At 56.2% G+C, this 17,928-nt stretch carries 12 protein-coding genes and 1 other RNA gene; 8 read left to right on the forward strand and 5 right to left on the reverse strand.

Features of this window, described 5'->3' with window-relative positions; all coding sequences use genetic code 11:
• Positions 1 to 118 precede the first annotated feature (118 nt).
• Together rnpB and AC0V61_RS11150 are read left to right on the forward strand one after the other, a co-directional pair.
• Positions 119 to 531, forward strand: an RNA gene (gene rnpB / locus AC0V61_RS11145) — RNase P RNA component class A.
• A 64-nt stretch (positions 532 to 595) separates the two neighbouring features.
• A complete protein-coding gene (locus AC0V61_RS11150; RefSeq protein WP_486157537.1) occupies positions 596 to 1,984 on the forward strand; it encodes an energy transducer TonB in 1,389 nt (462 codons plus the stop codon).
• A 323-nt stretch (positions 1,985 to 2,307) separates the two neighbouring features.
• Here the strand turns inward: AC0V61_RS11150 and AC0V61_RS11155 are convergent, their stop codons facing one another.
• The 3 genes from AC0V61_RS11155 to AC0V61_RS11165 form a co-directional block, all read right to left on the reverse strand.
• Positions 2,308 to 5,829: an autotransporter domain-containing protein gene (locus AC0V61_RS11155; protein WP_486157539.1), complete on the reverse strand. Its 3,522-nt coding sequence runs from the start codon at positions 5,827 to 5,829 to the stop codon at positions 2,308 to 2,310.
• Positions 5,830 to 5,991: 162 nt separating this feature from the next.
• A complete protein-coding gene (locus AC0V61_RS11160; RefSeq protein WP_486157541.1) occupies positions 5,992 to 7,302 on the reverse strand; it encodes a UDP-glucose dehydrogenase family protein in 1,311 nt (436 codons plus the stop codon).
• A gap of 125 nt (positions 7,303 to 7,427) precedes the next feature.
• Positions 7,428 to 8,186 carry a metallophosphoesterase family protein gene (locus tag AC0V61_RS11165; protein ID WP_486157543.1) on the reverse strand — a complete coding sequence of 253 codons (759 nt, stop codon included), beginning with the start codon at positions 8,184 to 8,186 and terminating at the stop codon, positions 7,428 to 7,430.
• Between the two features lie 429 nt (positions 8,187 to 8,615).
• Here AC0V61_RS11165 and AC0V61_RS11170 point away from each other — a divergent pair, with 429 nt between their 5' ends.
• Positions 8,616 to 9,521, forward strand: a complete 906-nt coding sequence (locus tag AC0V61_RS11170) for a TorF family putative porin (RefSeq protein ID WP_486157545.1) — start codon at positions 8,616 to 8,618, stop codon at positions 9,519 to 9,521.
• 108 nt (positions 9,522 to 9,629) lie between these two features.
• Here AC0V61_RS11170 and AC0V61_RS11175 read toward each other — a convergent pair whose 3' ends face one another.
• Positions 9,630 to 10,058 carry a hypothetical protein gene (locus AC0V61_RS11175; protein ID WP_486157547.1) on the reverse strand — a complete coding sequence of 143 codons (429 nt, stop codon included), beginning with the start codon at positions 10,056 to 10,058 and terminating at the stop codon, positions 9,630 to 9,632.
• 84 nt (positions 10,059 to 10,142) lie between these two features.
• Positions 10,143 to 11,378 carry a Na+/H+ antiporter NhaA gene (gene nhaA, locus AC0V61_RS11180; RefSeq protein ID WP_486157549.1) on the reverse strand — a complete coding sequence of 412 codons (1,236 nt, stop codon included), beginning with the start codon at positions 11,376 to 11,378 and terminating at the stop codon, positions 10,143 to 10,145.
• 98 nt (positions 11,379 to 11,476) lie between these two features.
• On the opposite strand from nhaA, the gene AC0V61_RS11185 reads away from it, so the two are divergent.
• The 5 genes from AC0V61_RS11185 to AC0V61_RS11205 all read left to right on the forward strand — a co-directional run bounded on the left by AC0V61_RS11185 (position 11,477) and on the right by AC0V61_RS11205 (position 17,924).
• Positions 11,477 to 12,958, forward strand: coding sequence for a glycosyl transferase family protein (locus AC0V61_RS11185; protein ID WP_486157551.1), 1,482 nt, complete (start codon positions 11,477 to 11,479; stop codon positions 12,956 to 12,958).
• Positions 12,959 to 13,301: 343 nt separating this feature from the next.
• Complete coding sequence (locus tag AC0V61_RS11190) at positions 13,302 to 14,276, forward strand: hypothetical protein (protein WP_486157553.1); 975 nt, start codon at positions 13,302 to 13,304, stop codon at positions 14,274 to 14,276.
• 67 nt (positions 14,277 to 14,343) lie between these two features.
• The gene (locus tag AC0V61_RS11195) at positions 14,344 to 15,258 is read left to right on the forward strand and encodes a sulfite exporter TauE/SafE family protein (RefSeq protein WP_486157555.1); all 915 of its coding nucleotides are present in this window, start codon (positions 14,344 to 14,346) and stop codon (positions 15,256 to 15,258) included.
• A gap of 59 nt (positions 15,259 to 15,317) precedes the next feature.
• Entirely contained in the window at positions 15,318 to 16,031 is a 714-nt protein-coding gene (locus AC0V61_RS11200; RefSeq protein ID WP_486159526.1) for a TIGR02186 family protein, read from the forward strand.
• A 210-nt stretch (positions 16,032 to 16,241) separates the two neighbouring features.
• Positions 16,242 to 17,924: an ATP-binding protein gene (locus AC0V61_RS11205; RefSeq protein WP_486159528.1), complete on the forward strand. Its 1,683-nt coding sequence runs from the start codon at positions 16,242 to 16,244 to the stop codon at positions 17,922 to 17,924.
• Positions 17,925 to 17,928: the final 4 nt, after the last annotated feature.

Raw genomic sequence — 17,928 nt, forward strand, 5'->3', positions numbered from 1 at the left:
GCAGTTCGCGAGACCACGATACGAGGGCGGCCTGTCCAAGGTCGACCCCCGCCAAATTCAGATCAATCAAAAGGCCGGCTTTCCTGAAGCCGGCCTTTTTGGTATGCGCTAGAGGTATCAGGGGGCTGAGGCAGCCGCGTGTCGCTTCGGCGGCGCGAGGAAAGTCCGGGCTCCACGAAACAAGGGTGGCGGGTAACGCCCGCCGAGCGCTCGTCTTCGGACGTGCGTTTAGGGAAAGTGCCACAGAGAGCAAACCGCCGATGGGTCTTCGGACTACAGGCAAGTGTGAAAGGGTGCGGTAAGAGCGCACCGGGGCTCTGGTAACAGCGTCCGCACGGCAAACCCCACCCGGAGCAAGGCCAAATAGGGGTCTCGTGCTTGCCCGAGGCATTGCTGAGGCGCAGGCGAGGGTGTTTCGCCCTTCGAAGACCCGGGTTGGCTGCTAGAGCGCGCCTGGCAACAGGCCGCCCAGATGAATGGCTGCCGCCTCTTTTGAGGAGACAGAACCCGGCTTATGATGCCCCCTGATATTCAGCTTCTGAGCGCTGTTCATAGCGTGTTCAAAAGAGGGTGGCAGTTTGTGACGATGGGGTGGATGCGATCTACGGTATTAGCAACCGCGGCCGGGGCCGCAGCAATAGCCGCGCCTGCTCCGGCAGTTGCTTGCAGCCCCTCGTTTCCGATTGAGCTCAAGTATGATGGACCTCCGCCCAGCTTCAAGACTGAATGCCGTGCGGCTTGGCGAGGGAGAGTTAAGCTTCTTGCTGATCTGGCAAGCGGCGAGCAGTCCTTTTGGGATTACAACCATATTGCCAATGCCTTTCGGGAAGGGACCAATGGATGTCGTAAACGCCCTGCTTTTGCGCTTTCTATGGCAGATGCTGCGTTAGGTAGTCCGTTTCGGCCTTGGTTAGGCGCTGCGCCAACGGCTCAATTCCTCGAGTGGAAAGATGAAAGCATTCCCTCTGCACGGGTGGAAGAGGTGGTTATTGGTTCTTGGCTTCTTGGACGTGCACGGCGCGTAACCCAGCTGTGGAACTGGTGTGCGCCAGGCTATTACGCGGACGAGGTGCCGCCTGGTGTAACGCGTGAAAAGCTTGCTGACTATTTTGCGAACGACGAATATTGGACCCGAATTCGTGAACGCTTTGGCCACAATCCAGGGCGCGACCGGCTGGTTCTTCGCGAGCTCATTGATCCATCATCGGCGCGTTTTGACCTCAAACTGGCCGCTGAACTGGCGCCCAGTTTTTACCAGGGTGACAAGCCCAGAGGGCTGATGCCGATATTGGTCGATGTGGCTGAGGCGCTCGCAAACCCCGCTCTCGGAACGCCTGACTATGAAGCGGCAAGACAGACTTTGGAGTGGTATTCGCCTTATACGCCCAGCAGTCTTGATAAAGGCGCAAACGAGCGGGCACAGGCGCTATTGGAGAGGATCGCGCGAGAACGGCTCTCTCACCCGGATCAACAGGTTCGCCGTGATGCTCGTATCGCAATTGAGGTAGGAGACCCCCATGCCAAGGCTGGGGCCTCGTTCGAAGAAGTGTTGGGCGACGGCGTCAAAGTGCGAATTCTGGAGGAAAGGCCAGACAGCCTCCCACCCTTCCAACGCTTTGCTCGGACGATCAAACGGGTCGCGAATTACTATCCACGCCGGGCGCTTCGAAGGTGGCGCGGCGGAAGGGTTGAGCTTGGAATGCTGTTCAATCCTGACGGCAGTTTCCATTCGGTCCATATCATGCGCAGCGCGGGGTCAACACTCGACAACGCCGCGAAAAGTGGCCTTAGGCGTTATCTAAGACCCCGGATTTCGCAGACGAGGCTCTCCGGTTTTGAAGGCCAGTACGTGTATGTTCCGCTGCCCAACTTCGAATATCGCATCGTCTTTGAACCACCCGAAAACTTCGATGAGTTTGAAGCAGGGTTTGAAGACAACACCATCACCATTGTTGGGGAACTGCGCGCGCCGCGCGGCTACTGAGGGAACAAGCGCTACGCCGTTGTCGCCTTCTTGCAAAGCGCATTTTCCTACTATGCGTGCGCTCGCTATTCAGATGGCATGTTCCAAGCGCTTCTCCTTGTAAGACCGCCGAAACATCCTCTCGAATTCCCGTGCGCATTCCTCGTGCACTTTTTGCGCCCAGGACAGTGTGCCAAGTGTGCCAAACGTCAGGAAGGGGGCGGATAAGCTGAACAGATCGCCTGCGCCAACCCATGACCTAGATCGCAAACGCCCAAAGAAAAACCGGGCCCTGCCATATGGCAGAGCCCGGTCTTCAAAGGTCTTAGCTCTGTATCTGGAGCTTAGAAGCGCCAGCTCAGTGAGGCTTGCGCTTGGTCGTTCGAGAGAACGCCGCGGCCCATGTCTGAGGTAACAGAGACGGATGCTGAGAAGTTGTTACCCAACAGCATCTCTGCGCCCGCGTTCACGCTCACCCACTCTGGATCGAGCGAGTTGGAGAATGAGAACGATGCATCTTCAGCGCCGAAGAAGTGAGCGGTCACTACATCCGTCGTATCGCCAAGCTCGCGAGCATAAGCCACCGAACCGAACGCCTTGATGGCGGTTGTCTCAGTGGACTTGATGTCGAAGCTGGCCATTGCGCCAAGTTTCGCACCGACAGAGGTGAAGTTACGATCGTTAACCGACAGACCAAATGCACCAGCACCGCGCTCATCAAAGCCGCCGATGTCGCTGCTCAGATAATCCATGCTGGCCACAGGGCCTACTTCCATGCCTTTGCCAAGATCGAAGGCGTAGCCGAGGCGAACGCCGCCGAAGACTTGGTCGCCGTCAGACTGGCCGATGGCGTTGTCGTAAAGCGCGGCAAACTCACCAGCGGATTGACGCGTCGCGCCAAGGCGTTGGTCAGCGGTCCCTGCATAACCATCAGCGAAGAAGCCGTTGTCGCTGTAGGTCGCGTAGATTGCGACCGAGCGGCTGTTGTCTTCTTGTGCCTGATCGCCTGCAAGCGCCAGCTGGCTGTTGCGGATGTTAGACACCGCGACACCGAAGCTGAAGCCGTCCGTCACACGAACGTCAGCACCAACCGTGATCTCACCAGCTTCGCTAAGCGAAAGCTGTTCGAACGCGTTTGCGCCAACTTGTGCGTTGGTCGAGCCATTGATGCCCACGTTAGCAAAGCCGTTCGTGCCATTGCCAAGGATGCTTGGCTGCTGCTGACCACCGTTGAGGTAGATGCCAGAAGCGGTACCGAACATGGCAACCTTACCGATATCGGCAGGAGCTTCACCAGCGATGGCGTAGCTTGCGTTACCAGCTGCGGTGAAGCCGCCAGCGGCACGCGAACCATCACGAAGAGCAAGAGTACGCTGTGCGATTTGCCCTGTGAAACGCTGCGAGAACGAGTTGGCTGTGAACGTCTGGTTGAAGGCGTTCACTGGGCTGATCGAAGTCAGCGTTGCACCCAGAGTGTCAAAGGTTGCGCTGTCGACGATGTCGAACAGACCTGCAAACTCTGCAAAGCGGGTGGAACGCAGGCCATCAAGAGCGCCGCCAAGCTCTTCCATACCGCCTCTGCGGCTGAAAAGGCTGCGCAGGCTGCGAGCGGTGATCTCAACGATCACGTCGTTGCCTTCAACGCGGCTTTCCGCCTGAAGCGTTGCAGAGCTGCTGAGAAGCACGGTCTCATCAAACGTACCATCAATCGCGCCAGCGGTGAGAGCAGTGTACTCTGTGCCGAAACGTGGACGACGATCGTCGGTGCTTACGAGCAGTGTACCGCCAAGCAGAGCAGTGCCAGTGACCTCGTAAGTGTCCGAGTTGATTGTCCGGCGACGACCACGGCTGAATTCAGACAGAAGCCCGCCGCCAGAGGTCTGGAGGAAATCACCGTTGATGGTCATTGTACCAAACGAACCCTGACCGCCTGCATTGAGCAGACCGGCAACGTTCAGAAGGGCATTGGTGTTGACCGTACCACCGTCACCACCAAGCTCACCAGAGATCAGGAAGTAGAACGGGGTGTTGATCGTGCCATCGTTCTCAACGAAGCCACCGAATTGCTCGATGTCTTGGATGAGGGTCAGGCTCTGCGCGTCGGGTACGAACACTTCGGCAAGGCCGTTGTTGATCACCAGCTTGTCGATCTCAACGTCGATGTCGACAGTGGTGCGACCTTCGTTGTTCAGGTGAACTTCGAAGTATTGCGCAGGGTTCGCAAATGCGACGCCTGGCGTACCGTCGGTGTTCTGAGGAACAAAACCGGTCGAACCTGGGCCAAGCAGAGCCGAGCTTTCAGGCAGTGTGATAGGAATGCCTTCAAACCCTGGTGTGATCGCGGTCGTATTGCCCGAGATGTCTTGACCAAGAACATTACCGAACTTGCCATCAGAGGCCGTGATACCTGGCTCATTGCCACCAGGAATGCCGTTGACGATTTCGCCAGCTTCGTTCTGGATAAAGAAGCCTGGATCAAGGTCCTGTGTCCAGTGCGATGCATCCGACCAGTTACCATCACCTGCGTTCGCCGAGACATACTTGTAAGGTGTGTTCTCAGTGATGAACTCAAAGAAAGGATAGAGCGGGTTGTAGAAGCTCACATCGGAGAAAGTGCCGCCGAGTTGGAAGAAATCAAACCCGCCGGAAAGTACACCGATGGCGAGCGGGAATTCCGCAAGCTGATCAGCAACCAATGGAGAGCCCGAGTCGCCAGGACCGGTGCCCGATTCAAGTGGAAGTGCATCGCCATCGAAGAAGTCGATCGCGAACACAGCTTCAAGCGAATTACAAGAGATGGTGCCACCTGGGAAGGTACAGCCAGCTTGTTCTTCAGGGGTGCGATCAGGATTGTCGAAATCGGTCCAGTAGTAGTTCTGGCTTACCGAACCGATGACTTGTGTCGCTGGCGCGATGTCTGGGAAGACACCGCCAAGGAAGTCACCAAGGCTGCCGTTAAGGCCAAGCATGTTCTCACCGATGCGGCGAAGGAAGCGGCTGCCGGCATTTGTGCCGCCCGTCGTGCCAGTGCCGTTGGTGCCGTAACCGACCTGAAGGACGTGCGTTGCTTCGCCAAGTGGTGAGAGCAAAAGCGAGAGTGAAGGAACGTCGGTGATCGGCGAGTCGACCGCAACAAGGGCAACATCTGCCCATGGGAAGCCAAGGCCTGTGTTGTCCGCATTACCAGTTGGGTGGATGATGACGTCGGTTGACGATGCAACGCCGCCCTCATCATAGCCAGCGCCGGTTGGCAGGTACGTGAAGAGACGGTCTGCGCTGCTTTGACCTGTCGCGATAAGAAGCGTGGTGTCCGCACCAGTGCCGGGAAGGCCATAGGTTTCCGACGACGTGGTCGCAACAGGACCATCGCTGCCGTTAACACAGTGCGCTGCGGTCAGGATCGTGCGCGGGTTGATCACACTGCCTGAGCAGTTGAAGAAAACGCCGCCATCTGAGTTACGCTGAGCGAAAATCTGTACTGCGTAAGGAGCCACATTGTCAGGGTCGCCAAAGTCTACGCCCACGTCATCGCGAACAAGCAGACGTTGCTCTGGATCGGTGATAGTCCCGATCAGGCTTTCTTCGGTGCGTGCAACGCGGAAAGACGTAAGATCAGTGGTTGAAGCGACCAAGTCGCTTGTGTCGATGCCCGCAAACGCACTGTGCAGTCTCATCGCGCTTTGCGCACTCGATGCGCTGACTGTCAGCGAGTCTTCCGATTCATCAGCCGCTTCCAGACGGTATGAGTCGCCAGATTCGCCTTCGCTGCTCGTTGCACCAGCGCCATTCGCATAGGCGGGTGCAGAAGCAAGGGCTCCAGCAAGAGCCATAAAGCCCGCGCTAGAGAGTAGGATACGATTTTTCATGTATTGCCCCTTTGCAATGTAGTTTCCCCTGAGGAGGAGGCTACAGAGACTCAAGGGGATTCCCAAGTTAATTTTTACACAATGTTAAACTTTGTACCCGGGATGAATTCCGTCCAACCAACGCTGGCTATCATGACCGAAGGGCGAGCCGCCTAATTCCGGCTATTCCCGGCCAATGCTGGCATAAGTAAACCCGCGTGAACGTACATCGTCTGGGCTGTAGATATTGCGCAGATCGACCAACACAGACGCATTCGCGAGCTCAGCGACTCGGTCAAGGTCCAATGCGCGGAATGCGTCCCATTCGGTCACGATTACGGTCGCATCAGCGCCCTCAATCGCAGAGTAAGGATCGTCGCACATTTTCACCTGAGGCATAAGCGGTTGTGCCAGCTCCATGCCTTCTGGGTCATAAGCCGAAACCTCGACGCCTGCATCGGTAAGCGTTTGTGCAACGGCGATTGCCGGAGAATCGCGCATGTCGTCCGTGTTGGGTTTGAAAGTGAGGCCAAGGAGCGCAGCCTTCTTACCGCGCGCAGCCTCTGCACCGCCCAAAGCCTCGAGCACCTTGCGGCCCATCGCGCGCTTGCGGCTATCGTTCACTTTGACGACTGCCTCCACAATACGCGTCGGGCTGTCGTAATCCTCAGCGGTCTTAAGAAGAGCCAGCGTGTCTTTGGGGAAGCATGAGCCACCATATCCGGGCCCTGCATGCAGGAACTTGGAACCGATCCGGTTGTCCATGCCAATACCGCGGCTCACGTCTTGAACGTTGGCGCCGACCTTCTCGCAAAGATCAGCCATTTCGTTGATGAAGGTGATCTTGGTCGCAAGGAACGCGTTAGCGGCGTATTTGATGAGTTCGCTGGTCCGGCGCGAGGTGAAGAGGATCGGCGATTCGTTCAGGAACAGCGGGCGATAGACCTCGCTCATCACATCGCGGCCAAAATCATCCTCAGCGCCAATGACTATGCGGTCTGGGCGTTTGAAGTCGCCGATCGCAGCGCCTTCTCGCAAGAACTCGGGGTTTGAGACCACCGCAAAACGGTGCGACGTTGCGCTATCGGCCAGAATACGCTCAACCTCATCGCCGGTGCCAACGGGCACTGTTGATTTGGTGACAATAACCGCGTCGTTTGAAAGGCTCTCACCGATTTCCTTGGCGACAGCATAAACGAAGGACAAGTCCGCATGGCCATCACCGCGGCGGCTTGGCGTACCCACGGCGATGAAGATGGCCGAGGCGTCCTTGATACCCTCTGCAAGAGATGTCGTGAATGAAAGGCGGCCTGCCTTCACATTGCTTTCGACAAGGCTATCGAGACCGGGTTCATAGATCGGCATGATGCCATCATGAAGGCGATCGATCTTGCTTTGATCTTTGTCGATGCAAACCACATCGTGGCCAAAATCGGCAAAACATGCCCCTGATACGAGCCCAACGTAGCCCGAACCCACCATTGCAATCTTCATCGTCTACGTCCCTTGGGCCAATACTCTTCTGGTGAGGTTGGCCGGTTATACTGGTTCGCCACTCTGACAGGGCCATTAGCCCTGCGTCGCTACACTCATTTCGTTACACTTATATTGTGAGGCAGTTATTGCCCTCTTTCGCCGTGAAAGATCTCGACTGGACCATCATCGGCCCGGATCGTTTGAATGATCCGGCGCTGATCGTCTTCGAGCACGAGCGCGCTAAGCACACCTGAGCGAAAAGCGCCAGTGTCTATGCCGATCCGGTTGCCGCAATCCATCACCTTGTTGAAAATGGTATGGCCGTGAACGACGACCTTATCGAGAGGGCCCTCGTGGCTCAAAAAGCGGTCGCGGATCCACAAAAGGTCGCTTCGCTTCTGCTCTTCAATGGGAACCGCGGGATCGACCCCTGCATGGACAAACATATAGTCGCCCGCCACGATATACTCTTCAAAAGAAGCGATATAATCGCGTTCCGATTGCGAAATGAGCTTAGGCAAAGCCTCAAACAAGTCGTCCAATGTCATGGCGTTGAACTGCTTCTTTGTAAGCCCGTAGGACATCACAGTCTCGCGTCCGCCATGCTTTAAGAAATGGCGCAGAATTTCGGGCTTTTTGAAGGCATCAAGCATCATCTGCTCGTGATTGCCTGCAAGCACTCGAACATTGCGTTGGGTTTGCCAATGGCGCGTGAGTGAAACCACACCAGCGCTATCTGGGCCACGGTCAACCAGATCGCCCAGCAAGATGACCTGCGTGTCGCGCGCCTCCCGCGATGCATCGTCGTCTTCAATCGCAGCGACCATCGCCTCATACAAATCCAAACGTCCGTGAATGTCGCCGATAAGATAATAGCGCTCACCTTCCGGAACAGCGGGCAAGGGCGCCTGAGGACGAGGTTTGAAAAAGGAGCGGATCGTGTCGAACATTGATTGGTTTTGGGTCTGGTTTTCTGGTCCGAGCGCTTGAAATGGTCGCGCTGGCCGTTGTCTTTCTTTTGCCGCGAGTGCGAGAGTGAAAGCGACTTGTATAGCCGAGTTATTACCATCTAGTCACAGTGAGCGGATACGGCAACTGAAGCAGGCGGCATAGGCGCACTATTGAGAATTTTTGCCCAAAGCCAAGTGATGCACAAACTCCACAATATCAGAGCAATCTGGTGAGCAAATGTCACACAAGTGCAATTTCTCTTGTGCTTGGCAGCGCGACTGTGCACGATTATGTCGCGTTTGGATGAGACTGCGTCATAAATAAGCAGCCGGCAAACGTGCAGGTGGGACGAAGCAACAACAAAACTAAAGGAAGTTGTAATGCTCACGTCCATCCGCGGTCTTTCGGCCGCAACCCTCTCTATGGGTCTGTTCATGACAGCAGCCCCTGCTCTTGCCGATGATGCGTCTGTTGGTGACGCGAGTGAACTGACAAGTGTCAGTGAAGAGCTCGTGGCTGCTTCTGCAGCGCTCGACGCAGAGTCAACTCTTTCAACAACCCGCGCCATTGAGCCGATCGATGAAAAGACGGCCAACAAAATGGCAGGCGACAGCGGTCTGAGTTTTTCAGCCAACGTTGCTTTCGCGACTGAATATCGCTTCCGCGGTGTAAACCTGTCTGATGGCGAGTTTGCCGTGCAAGGCGGTTTTGACGTCAGCCACTCGTCCGGCCTCTATGTCGGCACTTGGGCGTCAAACATTGATGAGCAAACCGTTGGATTTGGCTCGACCGAGGTCGACCTTTACGGTGGTTGGAGCGGCGATGTCTCTGACGGCGTTTCTGCTGATATCGGTGTGATCTACTACATGTATCCCGACGCGCCAGGTGTATCGGGCGACACAGACTACATCGAATTTTACGGATCGCTGAGCTTCTCGCTTGCGTCTGTATCGATCACGCCAGGTGTTGCTTATGCGCCTGACCAAAGCTCACTCGGCAGCACCGACAACCTGTATCTGTACACCGACCTTAGCGTTGGTATTCCTGATACGCCTGTGTCGATCAATGGGCACATCGGTTACACTGATGGCTTCCTGACCTTCACCAACAACAGCAAAGCTTGGGACTGGTCGGTCAGCGCAGATTATGCGCTTAGCGACACATTCACCGTAAGCGCTGCTTACATTGGCGTTGAAGGCGATGCAGCCAATGATCTGATCCAGCCTGATGGCGATCTGGTCTTCACTGGTGATGCGTTCGTCGCGACGTTGTCAGCAAGCTTCTAAGCTTAATCGCAGACAGACAACCCGCAAAATAGCGGGAGGAACGGGGTGCAAGGTCAAAAGGCTTTGCGCCCTTTCTGTTTTGCGATCTGAGTTGCGCAAGGCCTAAGCCTAGTGTTTGGGCATGGAAGTTGGTGAGCTGCGCAACACTTCGAGCCTGCGTTTCGCTTCGGCTAAGCCGTATTGCTTTGGTCCAACGTCAAGCGGGATTACGCGGCCTGGCGCATCGCCAACAGGCGGGGAATACACCCAGATCACACCGCCCGTATCGCTCGCAGCCTGGCGATAGAGTGATTTCGCGCGGCCCAGGTTAACAGGTAAACCCCGGCCTTCCTCATAGCGGATACCAAGTTCAAGTTGGGCATGTTTGCTGCCTGCCTGCGCACTTCTCGCTAGCGACTGGATGCGCCTATCTGTGTCGCCAGCTACAAGGCTTACCCCTGCGTATGAGTAGGGGGCAGAGCATGCTGCTGTAAAGAGAATAGCGCCTGCCGGGATTACTGCCCTGATAAAGCCTGCAAGTTTGCAAAACGGCGCCATGCCTTGTTTCCCTTCATTACAAACGGTCAAACAGCGTTAGCCTTCCCCAACCAACTCCCTCAAAAGGTATCGCGCTTCAAAGGTTTATGCTTCGTCAGGCTGGATCCCTTGATCATCGCAGTCTTGGACCGAGTGTTTCGTTGTGAGCATGAGGACTACAAACCCGAGAACTGCTGAAATTGCTGATCCCGTTAGGATACCAATCTTGGCCTCTTCAACAAGGATCGGCTGTTCTGGGAAGGCGAGACCACCGATGAACAAGCTCATCGTAAAGCCGATACCGCACAGGATCGAAACACCCCAAATCTCCGCCCAGTTGGCATTCGCAGGCCGTGCAGCAAAGCCGGTTTTATCAGCAAGCCACACACATGTGAAAATGCCGACCTGTTTTCCAACCACCAGCCCTGCAGCGATTGCAATCGGCAGCGGAGCAAGAAGGGCTTCAGCGCCAAGTCCCTGAAGGGAAACGCCTGCATTTGCAAAACCGAACACAGGAACGACCAAATAGGCGCTCCAAGGTGCAAGACCATGCTCTAGCTTTTCAAGCATCGAGTTGCCGTCACGCCGCTTCAAAGGAATGGTGAGGGCCGCCACCACACCTGCGATCGTTGCGTGGACGCCTGTGTTAAGCACACAGTACCAAAGGACAATCGCTAAGAGGATGTATGGCCAAAACACCGAGACCTTGAAGCGATTAAGCGCGATCATGGCCGCCAAAACGCCGGTCGCTGCCAGCAACCAAGTGAGATAAATCGTCGGCGTGTAAAAGACTGCGATGACAAGCACCGCTCCGATGTCATCGACAATAGCCACCGTCAAAAGAAATAGACGCAATGACGCTGGCACACGGTTACCAAGCAGGCCCAAAACACCCATGGCAAAAGCAATGTCAGTGGCGGCCGGGATAGCCCATCCATTGGTGTACTCACCACCGCCAGATACGCTGATGTAAACAATAGCAGGTGCAATCATACCAGCAGCCGCTGCCAGCATTGGCAATCGCCGCGCGGCAGGATCCGACAAAGAGCCAGCGATCATGTGGCGTTTCACTTCGAGACCGACGACGAAGAAGAAAATCGCCATAAGTCCGTCGTTTATCCAATAATGAAGGTCCTTCAACTTAGCGATAGGGGTCCAAGCGAGCTTGCCATAGAAAAGCTCCCGATATTCGTCAGCAAAAGCCGAGTTCGCAGCCAGCATTGCGGCCGCTGCGACCAGTATCAACAAGATTCCCGCTGATGCATCGCCCACAAACAAAGCGCGTACGGGGGCAAAGACTCGGCGTAATGGACTGGGACTATTGGAAATATTGCTTGACATTACTATGTGTCCATTTTGGATGTATTGATTTGGTTGCCATGAACTTAGGCGAGTGTTAAACAATTAATAGTTCAAAGATGCCGGAGGCCTTTGAATCTATGACATCTGATGTGTGGCAATTCTTGGCTTTGGTTCAACATGAACTGCTTCTGTTCGCAGGGGTCTTCTTTCTCATAGGCGCCTTGGATGACTTTGCCGTCGATTTGGCGTGGCTATGGCTCAAACTCACCGGGCGGGCAAGGACTGCGAAGGTCAGCCGGCAAGAACTTCAATTGCGCCCTTTGGCTAAGCCTGTCGCGGTCTTCATCCCGACCTGGCAAGAAGACGAGGTCATCTTCGACACCGTTCGACATATGTTGAATGCTTGGCCGCAATCCGAGTTCCGGCTTTACGTTGGCGTTTACCGCAATGATCCTGCGACCTTGGAGGCGGCGATGGGGGCCAGTTTCGGTGACGTGCGCTTGCGCGTGGTTGTCCATGACTGCGATGGCCCAACGACCAAAGCGGACTGCCTCAACCGCCTTTACGAGGCGATGAAAGATGACGAGCGGTGCGCGGTCACTCGCTTTTCAGCGGTCATCTTTCACGATGCGGAGGATATGGTTGATCCGGCAGGATTGGGCTTGTTGGATTGGGCTATAACCAAGGGTGCTGATTTTGCGCAGCTGCCCGTCGAGCCTTTACCGCAGGCATCGCGAGACTGGCTGGGCAGCCATTATTGCGAAGAGTTTGCCGAGGCCCATGGCAAGGCGATGGTCGTGCGCAGTGCTGTAGGCGCAGCTTTGCCAGCGGCCGGTGTCGGTTGTGCCATGTCGCGCGGCGCTTTGACGTCTCTTGCTGAAAAAAGCGATGAAGGCACCCCGTTTGATCCCGCATCGCTAACAGAGGATTATGAGCTCGGGCTCGCGATCGCGCAGCAAGGCGGTCGATGCCGGTTTGTGAGAGCGCGCGGTGAAGACGATCAACTGATCGCAACTCGGGCCTACTTCCCGTCCGGTCTGGGGCAGATTGTCCGGCAAAAGACCCGCTGGGTTCATGGGATTGCCCTTCAAGGATGGGACCGCACCGGTTGGACCGGTGGCATTGCAGAGACATGGATGCGCGCGCGGGACAGACGCGGGCCCTTTACCGCGGTCGTGCTCGCGCTTGGCTATTGTCTGTTGTTTCTCACCTTAATGATATCGGTTGCCAGCGCATTTGGAGTGAGCCTTCCAGTGACCGTCTCGCCGTTCATGTTCGGGTTGATTGTTGTAAACTTGGCTTTTCTTGGCTGGAGAATAGCTTGGCGCTTTGCATTCACTGCCCGCAATTATGGCATCGCCGAAGGTGTCTTTGCTGTTATTCGCATGCCCATAACCAATATCATCGCGATCATGGCAGGACGAAGAGCGATCCTAGCCTATTGGCGCTCTTTCCTTGGCCAAGGGATTGAGTGGGACAAAACAATACACACGCGCCACCCTGCAAAACCCAGCTTCGGGTCAAGCGATGTGACGCCTCTGCCACCTGAGCACGCCTCACTTTATGGGGCACGTCGCGGACCCAATCGAGAGCAAGCCCCCCGGGCGGTGAGCAGATGACGCCGCAGCGAGCTATTCGCAAGCGGGGAACGCCGCTTGCCATGCTTGCCATAGTGTTGGGCGGCTGGCTTGTGTTGCGTCTTGCAACCTGGGATAGCTCGCTATCGTTTCCAGCCATGGCGAGGGCGGCCGCTGGACACAATGACCTCACAAAGAGCGCTCAAAGAGTTGCCGTTCCCGAAACGCATGGCGCGATGCCAGCGCCGCACTCCATCGCCTATCCACATTTGCGAGGGTACGGTGGAATTGCTCCGCCTTATGGTTACGGGTATGGCTATGCGTATGGCGCACATCCCTACCCCGCCTTTTACGGTGGGGGGTGCCCGGGCAAGGGCCCCGGCATGTGGTCTATGTCCCTATGCCGGGTCCTCCTTCGCGCGGCTCAGGCTATCTTTACGGGCCTCATCCACAAGCATACGCGCCTTCGGCTTTCCCAACTGTTCCGCAGTTGGGGCAGGGCTATCCCGGGCTGAGCGGCCACGCATATCCAGCGCATTGGAGGCTGGAGGCAGGGCGCGATGTGAGCGGGGTTTCTCGTAAGCGAGCTGGCAAGCGGTATCTTGCTAGGGAACTTGCGCCGCCTCCATTCGCCGCGCAGCGAACGCCATCACAAGACCGCTCCAAGGATCGCTGGTTGCTTGATGCCTATGGGTTCTACAGGCAAGGCTCGAGCGCATTGTCGGTGACACAAGGCCGCCAACCGATCTATGGTGCCAGCCAGATTGCTGCAAACTTACAATGGCGCGCAAGGCCATCCTCAAGCCATGATCCGCGGGTCTATGCACGAGCTTACCAGGCCTTAGTCCCCGGAGGAGAAAGCGAGCTTGCAGGCGGAGTTTCCGCAAGGCCATTGGGCAACTTGCCTCTGCGGCTTTATGGAGAGCTTCGCGCGGTGCGCAATCCGGCGATAACCGATGAAGGCATTTCAAGTGCGACAGATTTCCGCCCTGCGTTCTATGCAGCGACCGAAATTGCCCCGCAGAAGCTGCCCCTGGGTTTCTCTCTCGAGGCGTATGGCGCAGGCGGCTATGTCGGGGGTAATGCCAGCACCTATTTCCTTGATGGGCAGGCTGCTGTGACGCGGCCTTTGAGCCGGGTGACCCTTCCACGCCTCGGCTCCACACAGGTAAGCGTCGGGGCAGGGGTGTGGGGCGGCGCGCAACAGGGCGCAAGCAGGGTTGATGTTGGACCTACGCTTCGTTTTGACGTGGATATCGGTAAGATCCCAGCGCGTGTTTCCGTCGATTACCGCGAGCAGGTTGCCGGCGATGCTGAACCTGATTCCGGCGTTGCAGCCACTGTATCGACACGCTTCTGAGAATTGGCGGTGAGTTGGAGGTAAACCTTCCTTCCCACACGGTCCTTGCTAGGGTAATCGCCATTGTATGGACGTCTATCTTCCCATAGCGAATCTTTCGGTGAACGGCCTGTTCATTGTGTTCCTTGGCGTTCTCACTGGAATTCTCTCTGGGCTCTTTGGTGTTGGCGGCGGTTTTCTGACGACGCCTCTTTTGATCTTCTATGGTATCCCCCCAACCGTTGCCGCGGCCTCGGCGGCAACTCAGGTGACGGGCGCTAGTGTTTCGGGTGTGATCGCTCATGGAAGGCGCAAGGGCGTCGACTATCGAATGGGAAGCGTCATGGTTGCAGGCGGCGTGATCGGCGCGCTGTTTGGCGCTGCGCTTTTCCGCCTCTTTCAAGCGCTGGGTCAGATCGATGTCGTCATCAACACTCTTTATGTCGTGATGTTGGGATCGATTGGGTCGCTTATGATGCGTGAGGCGTTCGAAGCGCTGTCTGCTTCCAAGGGCCAAAAGGATGCATCTCCGCGCAAAAGGCGTCACCACCCTTTGGTCGCGGGTCTTCCGTTTCGCACGCGGTTTTATGCCTCCGGCCTCTATATCTCGCCAATCGCGCCGCTGATCCTCGGAGTGATCGTAGGCGTTCTCACCATGTTAATGGGAGTTGGCGGCGGCTTTATCCTTGTGCCTGCCATGCTCTACATTCTGGGGATGAGCGGCAATGTGGTTGTAGGCACTTCGCTGTTTCAGATCCTGTTTGTCACTATGGTGACCACGATGACCCATGCGCTCACGACGAAGGCGGTGGACATCATTCTTGCAGGGCTTTTGCTGTTGGGTTCGGTGATGGGCGCGCAGTTCGGCACACAAATCGCCATAAAAGCGCGGCCTGAAATCTTGCGCTTTGTGCTTGCGGCCATTGTCATCGCGGTGGCGTTGCGGATGCTCTATGGGTTGGGCGTGCAGCCTGATGAAATTTATACAGTGAGCCCGCTGTGACCGCTCGCTTACGCCCCATTGCCTCATGCCTCGCATTGCTTTTGGCAGCTCCCTTTTTGATGGGGCAGGCCGAGCCGGTGCTGGTGCCAGAGGTTAGCCAATCGCGCATCGAAGTGCGTCAGGGTTTTACTGGCGCTAACCTCCTTCTTTATGGCGCGGTCATCGATCCAAGCGGCCCTGTTGGTAATCGCGATTACGACATTGCCGTGGTCCTCAAAGGTCCCTCTGAACCTGTCAGGCTGCGCGAGAAGGACCGCATCGCAGGAATTTGGATGAACGCAGGGTCGAGCGATTTTCGCTCTGTTCCCTCTTTCTTTGCGGTTGCCTCCTCTCAACCGATTGCGGACATCGTTGATGAAAAGACGGCGGCGATTTATGAACTTGGGACCGAGTTTATCCAGCTGAGCCCTTCGGGACAGATTGAACCTGAAGAACAAGCGCGTTTTGCCAACGGCCTCGTTGAAATGCGTGAGCGGCTTGGACTTTATAAAGAAAACTCACAAGGCGTTCGGATCAGTGAAGGCGTCCTTTATCAGGCGCGAATTGCGCTTCCCTCCAATGTGACCACCGGCCAATATACCGCCGAGACTTTCGCCATTGCCGAGGGCAGAGTGCTGGCTAGTGCGACTGCAGAAATTGAGGTGGTCAAGGTCGGGCTTGAAGGCAGCGTTGTTTACGCCTCTCAGGAATGGGCGCTTCTTTATGGCATTGGGGCAATTGTGCTTTCCTTGGGCATGGGCTGGATCGCGGGCCAAGCTTTCTCGAAGCTTTAGAGCGCTTTTCGACCACTTTACCTTGCGCCGATTGCGGTGAGATTGGCTCAGCTTTGGGCGGGTACTCAAGCTGAGTTGACGCGATCTTAACTCTGATCGGTCAAAACCCTCCAGTACGGTGCAAACCAGTAAAGCGACGCTGTGCCAAAGGGTCTGGCATGGTGTTTTGACTGACGCTTTATCTGAAACAAGGAAACGCGCATGAACGCGATGGGACAACAGGGTTTTGAGGTTGAGGGTCTTGGCCAGAATCAGGGAGTTCAACCCGCAAGCGATGAGGGTGCCCCTCAATCGAATGCCAGATTGCCCATCGGCGTAGTTCTTGAGATATCTGGCGCAGGTTCTCAGATCGCGCTCGACTTGCAGCGTCTCAATGAATGCATGGAAGACGATGATCGCTCGGTTGCGCTTGCAGGCCAAGTGGGTAGTCAGATCAAGATCCGCGTGGGCGATGCCTGGCTGCTTGCCAACGTTCGTGACCAGCGCAAAGATCGCCGGGCGCAAAACGGGATCATCGCACATATCGACTTTCTGGGAGAGGGCTCTGAAGAAAAGCTCACCGGGCGCATTCACGGGTTTAAGCGCGGTGTGACCCGCTATCCGGTTCCGGGCGCCATGGTCTATCCTGCGACCACCAAAGACCTTGAGCAAATCTACGCCAGCGATGGCCGCGCCAACATCACAATTGGCACCGTGTTTCCGACCAAGGACATCCGTGCTGGCCTTTATATCGATGCGATGCTGGGCAAGCACTTTGCGCTCCTTGGCTCGACCGGTACGGGTAAATCGACCAGTGCCGCGCTGATCCTGCACCGCATTTGTGAACATGCACCTGAAGGTCACATCGTGATGATTGACCCTCACGGTGAGTATTCGGCTGCCTTCCGCCAGACGGGTAAGATCCTCGATGTTTCAAACCTTCAGATGCCCTATTGGCTGATGAACTTTGAAGAGCATTGCGAAGTGCTGCTGACCAGCGATGGCAATGAACGCCAGGTCGATATGGACATTCTTGCCAAATGCTTGCTCTACGCGCGCAGCAAGAACCGCTTGGCGGAAAGCATGGGTAAGATCACGGTCGATTCGCCGATACCTTATCTGCTCTCTGATCTCTCCAACAAAATCCAGGACGAGATGGGTAAGCTTGACAAGGCAACATCCTCTGCGCCCTACATGCGGATCAAGGGAAAGCTTGAAGAGCTCAAAGCAGACCCGCGCTATCAGTTCATGTTCTCAGGCATGCTCGTCGGTGACATCATGACCGACTTCATCTCCAAGGTGTTTCGTATGCCGGGTGAGGGTAAGCCCATTTCGATCATTGATGTGTCGGGCGTGCCATCCGATATCACCTCAACCGTAGTCGCTGTGCTTTCTCGCCTCGTGTTTGACTTTGCCATTTGGGGCCGGGAAGAGAACACGCGTCCCATCCTTCTCGTTTGCGAAGAGGCCCACCGGTACGTTCCGAACGAGAAGAACTCCGATGGTTCATCAGTTGGCCGCATCCTTAGCCGGATCGCCAAGGAAGGCCGTAAGTACGGCATCAGCCTTGGCCTTATCACACAGCGTCCCTCCGACTTGGCCGAGGGCGTGCTCTCGCAGTGCGGCACTATCATCTCGATGCGCCTCAACAACGATCGCGACCAAGCCTTCGTCCGCTCCGCAATGCCGGAAGGGTCGCGTGGCTTCCTCGATTCCATCCCAGCGCTTCGCAACCGTGAGTGCATTGTCTGCGGTGAGGGTGTGGCGATCCCCATCCGCGTGACCTTCGACAATCTCGAAGAACACAAGCGTCCCGCGTCCGAAGACCCAAGCTTCTCAGAGCTTTGGAACCGCGGCGGCGGCGAGGAAGAGCTTGTCGAGCGCACTGTCCTTCGCTGGCGTTCGCAGGGCTAAATCA

Source organism: Erythrobacter sp. JB1-4, assembly GCF_057365025.1.

Excerpts from the sequence above, each read along its gene's own strand:
- AC0V61_RS11150 (WP_486157537.1), top strand. The coding sequence starts at position 596 with ATGCGATCTACGGTATTAGCAACCGCGGCCGGGGCCGCAGCAATAGCC.
- AC0V61_RS11155 (WP_486157539.1), bottom strand. The coding sequence starts at position 5,829 with ATGAAAAATCGTATCCTACTCTCTAGCGCGGGCTTTATGGCTCTTGCT.
- AC0V61_RS11160 (WP_486157541.1), bottom strand. The coding sequence starts at position 7,302 with ATGAAGATTGCAATGGTGGGTTCGGGCTACGTTGGGCTCGTATCAGGG.
- AC0V61_RS11170 (WP_486157545.1), top strand. The coding sequence starts at position 8,616 with ATGCTCACGTCCATCCGCGGTCTTTCGGCCGCAACCCTCTCTATGGGT.
- AC0V61_RS11175 (WP_486157547.1), bottom strand. The coding sequence starts at position 10,058 with ATGGCGCCGTTTTGCAAACTTGCAGGCTTTATCAGGGCAGTAATCCCG.
- nhaA (WP_486157549.1), bottom strand. The coding sequence starts at position 11,378 with ATGTCAAGCAATATTTCCAATAGTCCCAGTCCATTACGCCGAGTCTTT.
- AC0V61_RS11185 (WP_486157551.1), top strand. The coding sequence starts at position 11,477 with ATGACATCTGATGTGTGGCAATTCTTGGCTTTGGTTCAACATGAACTG.
- AC0V61_RS11195 (WP_486157555.1), top strand. The coding sequence starts at position 14,344 with ATGGACGTCTATCTTCCCATAGCGAATCTTTCGGTGAACGGCCTGTTC.
- AC0V61_RS11200 (WP_486159526.1), top strand. The coding sequence starts at position 15,318 with ATGGGGCAGGCCGAGCCGGTGCTGGTGCCAGAGGTTAGCCAATCGCGC.
- AC0V61_RS11205 (WP_486159528.1), top strand. The coding sequence starts at position 16,242 with ATGGGACAACAGGGTTTTGAGGTTGAGGGTCTTGGCCAGAATCAGGGA.